The organism is Leuconostoc sp. C5, assembly GCF_056530425.1.
The window spans coordinates 1771550-1780000 of sequence record NZ_CP134351.1; the positions used below are offsets into that span (position 1 = coordinate 1771550).

Below are 8451 nucleotides of genomic sequence, written 5' to 3' on the forward strand. Positions count from 1 at the left end.
TAAACGGTATCATTTTTGGCATAATATGCACATTTGTTTTAAAAATACTTTTTTTATAATTAAAAAAACACTTATCATATATGATAAGTGTTTTTTAATACTATGCTTTTAGTTGTCAAATGTTTTTGCAACATCGTCTAACTTAGGAATATCTGAAGCTTCTTCGCTTTCAGACTCAGGTTGAGCGATAACATCCCCGACAACTTTACTCTTGATCTTACGATATTCAGCCATACCAGTTCCGGCAGGAATAATCTTACCAATAATAACGTTCTCTTTCAAACCAACAAGTGGATCGTTTTTGCCACGAATAGCAGCATCTGTCAAAACACGTGTTGTTTCTTGGAAGGATGCGGCAGATAAGAATGAATTTGTCTCAAGCGCAGCCTTAGTAATTCCCAACAGAACTGGACGAGCAGTCGCTGGTACTAAGCCTTCAAACAAAGCTGGTTCGTTAGCGCGCTTGAAATCAGCGATATCCATTAATGTTCCTGGCAACAAGTCTGTTTGACCTGGATCCATGACACGGATTTTACGTAACATTTGACGAATCATTACTTCAATATGTTTGTCAGAAACTTCAATACCTTGCAAACGGTAAACCTTTTGAATTTCAGTTAGCATATATGATTCTGTTGTCAAAGTGTCTGTAACAGCTAACAACTCTTTAGGATCAATTGGTCCTTCGTTGATAGCCTCACCACGCTTAATTTCGTCACCTTCACCAAAACGCATACGTGTTGTCAAAGGTAATGTATAAGTTCTTGTATCAGTTTCGCCTTCAATTGTAACTGACTTTGTGCGGTCTGCAGGATTTTCTTCAATCACAGTAATTGTACCCGTAACTTCAGAAATTTCTGCACGTCCCTTAGGAATACGCGCCTCAACAATTTCTTGAACACGAGGCAAACCTTGCGTAATATCATTACCACCGGCAACTCCACCCGTGTGGAAGTTACGCATTGTCAATTGCGTACCTGGCTCACCGATTGATTGTGCAGCAACAGTTCCAACGGCTTCACCAACTTCAACTTCTTCACCAGATGCTAAGTTTCGACCATAGTCAAGCACTGAAACACCGTGTTCCGTTGTTGATGTAAAGACTGAACGAATAGTTACTTCTTTAATACCAGCATTCACAATCTTCTTGGCAACATCTTCATCAATCATTTCATTACGTGAAACAATCTTTTCATCTGTTTCAGGGTCAAATACAGACTTCATTGCATAACGACCGAGAATACGATCGTACAATGGTTCAACCACAGATGTGCCATCCATAATTGCTTGAACAGCAACACCACGATCTGAATCATTGTCAAACTCACGTACAATAACATCTTGAGCCACATCAACTAGTCGACGTGTCAAGTAACCTGAGTTAGCTGTCTTCAAGGCCGTATCTGACATTCCCTTACGAGCTCCGTGAGTAGAAATAAACATTTCCATCACTGTCAAACCTTCACGGAAGTTAGCTGTAACTGGCAATTCAATAATCTTACCACCAGGTCCAGCCATCAATCCACGCATACCAGCTAATTGAACGAAGTTCGAAATGTTACCTCGAGCCCCAGAATCTTGCATCATAAAGATAGGGTTCGTTGGTTCAAACGATTCAATCAACTTGTCTTGAATAATATCCTTGGCTTTTGTCCAAATTTCGGTTACACGTTGATAACGTTCCGAATCAGTTATCAAACCACGACGGAACTGCTTTGTTACTGTGGCAACTTGACTATGAGCGTCTTCAAGAATAGCAGGTTTTTCCTCTAATTCCAATACATCCGTCATTGACACTGTTAAACCAGATTCAGTAGACTTGTCGTAACCCAAATCTTTCATACGATCCAACAATAATGAAGTTTCTGTCACCTTATAACGCTTATATACTTCAGCGATAATATCTGACAAGAAGCCCTTCTTGAAAGGATTAACGATCGATGTATCAGCCAAATAATCATGTATATTTTCACCAGCATCAATAAAGAAACTATCATCAACTCGCTTAAAGTTATCTTCTGATGGTTCGTTGATATATGGGAAATCTGAAGGCAAAATTTCGTTAAAGAATAACTTACCTACCGAAGTGATCATAATCTTTGAACGTTGCTCGTCAGTAAATGGCTTTTCGCTTGGGAATGAAGAAGTCTGAATACCTACTCGTGTATGATAATGAACAACCTTGCTTGCAAAAGCAATTCGTGCTTCATCAACGCTAGAGAAGATCATTCCTTCGCCTTCACGACCAGCTTCTTCAGTAGTCAAATAGTAGTTTCCAATAACCATATCCTGTGATGGCGCAACAATTGGCTTTCCATCTTTAGGTGCCAAAATATGCCCAGCAGCAAGCATTAACAAACGCGCTTCAGCTTGTGCTTCATCAGATAATGGTACGTGGATGGCCATCTGATCACCATCGAAATCGGCGTTATAGGCTTCAGTAACCAATGGGTGCAAACGCATTGCTTTACCTGAAACTAACACTGGCTCAAACGCTTGAATTCCAAGACGGTGCAATGTAGGTGCTCGGTTCAAAAGAACAGGGTGTTCCTTGATAACATCTTCCAAGACATCCATCACGTCGCCGTCAGCTTTATCAATCTTGCGTTTAGCAGACTTGACATTGCCAGCCAACTTACGTGTTGTTAATTCTTTCATGATAAATGGACGGAATAGTTCAATAGCCATTGGTACAGGCAATCCCATTTGGTTCATTTTCAAGAAAGGTCCAACATCAATAACCGAACGACCAGAATAATCAACACGCTTACCAAGTAAGTTCTGACGGAAACGACCTTGCTTACCCTTCAACATGTGTGAAAGTGATTTCAATGGACGATTACCTGGACCAGCAACCGGACGACCACGACGACCATTATCAATCAACGCATCAACAGCTTCTTGTAACATACGCTTTTCATTTTGCACGATAATGCCTGGCGCATTCAAATCAAGCAAACGCTTCAAACGATTGTTACGGTTGATAACACGGCGATATAAATCATTCAAATCAGACGTGGCAAAACGGCCACCTTCCAATTGAACCATCGGACGCAAATCAGGAGGAATAACTGGAATAACTTCCATTACCATCCATTCAGGTTTGTTATCTGACTGGAGAAAGGCTTCAATAATGTCCAAACGACGTACCGCACGTACTCGTTTTTGTCCTGTTGCTTCTTGCAATTCACGCTTTAATTCATCAGCTTCCGTAGCTAAATCAACGTTTGCAAGTAATTCTTTGATTGCTTCTGCGCCCATGCCAGCCTTAAAGCCAGCACCATATTCTTTTTTCAGTTGACGGTACTCACGTTCCGTCATCATTTGCTTCTTTTCAACAGGTGCATCACCTGGTTCAATAACAACATAAGAAGCAAAATATATAATTTCTTCAAGTGAACGTGGAGACATGTCTAAAACAAGTCCCATACGTGAAGGAATTCCCTTGAAATACCAAATATGTGTAACAGGAGCAGCTAATTCGATGTGACCCATACGTTCACGACGAACTTTTGATGATGTTACTTCAACACCACAGCGGTCACAAACAATACCCTTATATCGGATTCGCTTGTACTTACCACAGGCACATTCATAATCTTTTGTAGGTCCGAAAATACGTTCATCGAACAAACCGTCTTTTTCTGGCTTAAGTGTTCGATAGTTAATCGTTTCTGGCTTCTTTACTTCACCATAAGACCATGAACGAATCTTATCAGGGGAAGCCAAAGCGATTTGCATACTTTCGAATTTATTAACATCGATTGCCATCTATTTGCTGTTACCTTTCTAAATTATTTTTCCTCAAATGTTTGACTTTGTTCTTCAACCTTAGAGAAGGCTGCAGCAACTTCTTCATCATCTTTGTTTAACAGATCAGGATTTGTACGGGCTAGCTTTTCAAGTGCATCAACAGGCAAAATTGAATCATCTTCATCCATTTGACGCAACTCAACTTCATCACCTGCACCATCTAGTACTTGCATGTCCAAGCCAAGTGCCTGCAATTCTTTGACCAAAACACGGAAAGACTCTGGTACACCAGGACGAGGAATTGGTTCACCCTTAATAATTGATTCATACACTTTAACACGGCCTGCAACATCATCTGACTTATACGTCAAGATTTCTTGCAATGTGTAAGCTGCACCATAAGCTTCCAAAGCCCAAACTTCCATTTCACCGAAACGCTGTCCACCAAACTGGGCTTTACCACCCAAAGGCTGTTGTGTAACAAGTGAGTAAGGACCAATTGAACGTGCATGAATTTTATCGTCAACCATGTGCGCTAGTTTCATATAATGCATGACACCAACACCAACACGCTTGTCAAAAGCTTCACCAGTGCGACCATCATAGACAACTGACTTACCGTCTTGTGGTAACCCAGCCTCACGTAAGGCCATTTCAATTTCATCATCACTGGCACCATCAAAGACAGGTGAAGCAACATGAATACCAAGTTTCTTGGCAGCAAATCCTAGGTGCAATTCAAGTACTTGCCCAATATTCATACGTGATGGCACACCCATGGGTGACAATAGAATGTCAATAGGTGTTCCATCAGGCATATATGGCATATCTTCTTCTGGCACAACAACAGAAACAGTTCCCTTGTTTCCATGACGACCAGCCATCTTATCACCGACTTGAATTTTACGCTTTTGTGCAATATAAACACGAACCATCATGTTGACACCTGGTGCTAATTCATCACCATTTTCAGGTGTATAAATACGAACGTTTTGAACGACACCGCCGCCGCCATGAGGAACACGTAATGATGTATCACGTACTTCACGCGCTTTTTCGCCAAAAATGGCATGCAATAAACGTTCTTCAGCAGAAAGTTCAGTAACACCCTTAGGCGTTACCTTACCAACTAAGATATCACCATCGTGCACTTCAGCACCGACACGAATAATACCGTCCGCATCCAAATCCTTCAACTGATCTTCACCAGTGTTAGGAATTTCACGAGTCATTTCTTCCGGTCCAAGTTTTGTGTCTCGCGCTTCTGAATCGTATTCTTCGATGTGAATTGAAGTATAAACATCTTCACGGACCAAACGTTCATTTAAGACAATGGCATCTTCGAAGTTATATCCTTGCCAAGTCATGAAAGCAATTAAGGGATTTTGCCCCAAGGCCAATTCACCTTGTTCCATTGAAGGACCATCAGCCAAAACCTCGTCGGCTTCAATATGCTCACCGACATGTACAATTGGCTTTTGGTTATAGTTTTTACCACCGTTTGAACGACGGAATTTCATCAATTCATAAGTATCCAATTGACCATCTTCACGACGAACTCGGATTTGGCGGCCGTCCACATACTCAACTTCACCAGATGCGCGTGCAATCATCGCAACACCAGAATCGTGAGCTGCTTTATACTCAATTCCTGTTCCTACTAATGGTGAATGTGGATCAAGCAAAGGCACTGCCTGACGTTGCATGTTGGCACCCATCAAAGCACGGTTGGAATCATCGTTTTCCAAGAACGGAATAGCAGCTGTTCCAACAGAAACAACCTGCTTTGGCGAAACGTCCATGTAGTCAATACGATCAATTGGTGTTTCAATGTTTTCTTCACCAAAACGAGCCATAACTGTGTTGTGGACAAAGCTACCATCTTCATTTAATGGTGAGTTAGCTTGAGCAACAATATAGTTATCTTCTTCATCGGCTGTCAAATAATCAATCTTATCTGTAACCTTATGAGTTGTCCAATCAACACGACGGTATGGTGTTTCAACGAAACCATATTTGTTAATGCGACCATAAGTGGCCAACGAGTTAATCAACCCAATGTTAGGACCTTCTGGTGTTTCAATCGGATCAATACGACCGTAATGTGTATAGTGAACATCTCGAACTTCAACGCCGGCACGATCACGAGTCAAACCACCCGGTCCAAGAGCTGACAAACGACGTTTGTGGTTCATTTCACCCAATGGGTTAGTTTGATCCATAAACTGTGACAATTGTGAAGAACCAAAGAATTCTTTGACAGCGGCTACAACAGGACGTATATTGATTAACTGTTGTGGTGTAACCGTGTTGGCATCTTGAATTGACATGCGTTCACGAACAACACGTTCCATACGCGTTAAGCCAATACGGAATTGGTTTTGCAACAATTCACCAACAGAACGAATACGACGGTTACCCAAGTGGTCAATATCATCAACATGACCAACACCTTCTTGCAAGTTCAAGAAGTAGTTCATACCTGCCAAGATATCAGCTGGACGTACTGTACGATCATCTTCATCAATGTGCCCATTGCCAATCAACAACAATGTCTTTTCTGGGTTTTCGGGAGATTCGATTTTGATTTTTTGAAGGGTTACAGGTTCTTCAAGAACAGCATCACCTGATGGAGTATATGTTGTTGTCTTAAAATCTTCACGATCCAAATATGGTGTTAATTTAGAAATAACTTCCTTATCAACTAACGTACCTTTTTCAGCAATAATTTCACCAGAATCAGGGTCAGCCAATGTTTCTGCTAATGTTTGGTTTAACAAACGTGTCTTAAGTGACAGCTTTTTATTAATCTTATAACGGCCCACAGAAGCTAAATCATAACGCTTTGGATCAAAGAAACGAGCAACTAATAGTGCACGTGATGAATCAGCAGTCTTTGGTTCACCTGGACGCAAACGTTCGTATACATCCTTCAATGCTTCTTCAACACGAGAATCTGACATATCCTTATGGACATCTTTTTCAAGGGTCATGTTCAATGCATCATATTGATCTGAAAAAATATCAATAATGTCTGAATCCGAACCAAATCCAAGTGCACGTACTAATTCAGTCATTAGCAACTTACGCGTGCGATCAATGCGGACGTTAGCAATGCCCTTGGCATCAGTTTCATACTCCAACCATGCGCCACGGTTAGGAATAACAGTCGTTCCAAAATGCGGACGTCCGTTTTTATCAGTTGTCTGATTATAATAAATACCGGGTGAACGAACAAGCTGTGAAACAATAACACGCTCTGCTCCATTAATAATGAACGTTCCTTGCTCTGTCATTAATGGAAAATCACCAAAGAATACATCTTGCGACTTAATTTCACCAGTTTCGTGGTTCGTTAAACGTAATGTAACGTGTAGTGGTGCAGAATAGTTTGCATCATGCTCACGTGCTTCGTCAATATTATATTTTGGTTCCATTAATTGATAATCAACGTATTCCAAAGATAAAGTACCTTGGAAATCATCGATTGGCATAATGTCGCCAAACATTTCCTTAATACCATCGTTCAAAAACCATTGATATGATGCCGTTTGAATTTCAATCAAATTCGGTACATCAAGTACTTCTTTGATGCTAGCATATGAACGACGAGTACGGTGCTTACCGTATTTTACTAAATGTCCTACCACATTTATCACCTCATTTGTTTTTTACTGTGTTTTGATATTACAATATGATTACAAAACAAGATATTCCACCAATTTTGCTTGCCAATAGGCACAAAAAAAGCAATCGCCGCTGTTTCCGCAGTGAACGTTTGCCTCAATATAAAGGGATTGCGGACAATATTTCGCAAAATTCCGAATTTATTCACAGTACTACAATAGTCAATTATACAGAAAATTAAAAAAAAAGCAACCACCCGGTTACTTTTGTGTATGCCGCCGGTGGGAGTCGAACCCACACGGTGTTGCCACCACTGGATTTTGAGTCCAGCGCGTCTGCCAATTCCGCCACAGCGGCATAATATAAAGCCCTAAAGCTTATAGGGCGGTAGAAGGGGATCGAACCCTCGCATGCTGGATCCACAAACCAGTGTGTTAACCACTTCACCACTACCGCCATGGCAGGGATAGAGGGAATCGAACCCCCATCAACGGTTTTGGAGACCGCTATTCTACCGTTTAACTATATCCCTATAACCTTAAGCTCAGTCATTAGACTGAAATAACATGGTGAGGAATTGCACCCCACATTACACTGGCTTGTACATGTTTGTCAGTAGTACTTTTATAGCGGTCACAGCGGGGCTCGAACCCGCGATCTCCTGCGTGACAGGCAGGCGTCCTAACCAGCTAGACCATGCGACCAATGGACGCTACAGGGATCGAACCTGTGACCCCCTGCTTGTAAGGCAGGTGCTCTCCCAGCTGAGCTAAGCGTCCATGATGGAGAGGAAGGGATTCGAACCCTCGAAGCAAGTTCCCCTGCTTACACGGTTTCCAACCGTGCTCCTTCGGCCAGACTCGGACACCTCTCCGATTATCTTCCTACTGCTCTCTACTTCTTTTCTATGTACGGCACCGCATCGTCCTATCCTCGCAGGAAGCGATCCTCCAACTACTTTCGGCGCTATAGAGCTTAACTTCTGTGTTCGGTATGGGAACAGGTGTGTCCTCTATGCTATCGACACGACACCTTGAGTGTTAGCCACTCAAAACTAAATAGTAACAAATT

Annotated in this window: 2 protein-coding genes, 6 tRNA genes and 1 rRNA gene; all 9 read right to left on the minus strand. The window is 41.7% G+C overall.

The genetic code is table 11. The features are described 5' to 3' along the window. Positions 1 to 108: 108 nt before the first annotated feature. The 9 genes from rpoC to rrf all read right to left on the minus strand — a co-directional run bounded on the left by rpoC (position 109) and on the right by rrf (position 8411). A complete protein-coding gene (gene rpoC, locus RHP56_RS09050) occupies positions 109 to 3771 on the minus strand; it encodes a DNA-directed RNA polymerase subunit beta' (RefSeq protein WP_011680407.1) in 3663 nt (1220 codons plus the stop codon). Positions 3772 to 3794: 23 nt separating this feature from the next. Beyond that, complete coding sequence (gene rpoB / locus RHP56_RS09055; RefSeq protein ID WP_011680408.1) at positions 3795 to 7403, minus strand: DNA-directed RNA polymerase subunit beta; 3609 nt, start codon at positions 7401 to 7403, stop codon at positions 3795 to 3797. Between the two features lie 250 nt (positions 7404 to 7653). After that, positions 7654 to 7737 (minus strand) — tRNA-Leu (locus RHP56_RS09060). A gap of 26 nt (positions 7738 to 7763) precedes the next feature. Beyond that, a tRNA-His gene (locus RHP56_RS09065) sits at positions 7764 to 7836 on the minus strand. Positions 7837 to 7838: 2 nt separating this feature from the next. Continuing rightward, positions 7839 to 7912 (minus strand) — tRNA-Trp (locus tag RHP56_RS09070). 98 nt (positions 7913 to 8010) lie between these two features. Beyond that, positions 8011 to 8084: transfer RNA gene (locus tag RHP56_RS09075), tRNA-Asp, on the minus strand. A gap of 2 nt (positions 8085 to 8086) precedes the next feature. Continuing rightward, positions 8087 to 8159, minus strand: a tRNA-Val gene (locus RHP56_RS09080). A gap of 4 nt (positions 8160 to 8163) precedes the next feature. Next, positions 8164 to 8254: transfer RNA gene (locus RHP56_RS09085), tRNA-Ser, on the minus strand. A gap of 40 nt (positions 8255 to 8294) precedes the next feature. Further along, a 5S ribosomal RNA gene (rrf, locus tag RHP56_RS09090) occupies positions 8295 to 8411 on the minus strand. Between the last annotated feature and the right edge of the window lie 40 nt (positions 8412 to 8451).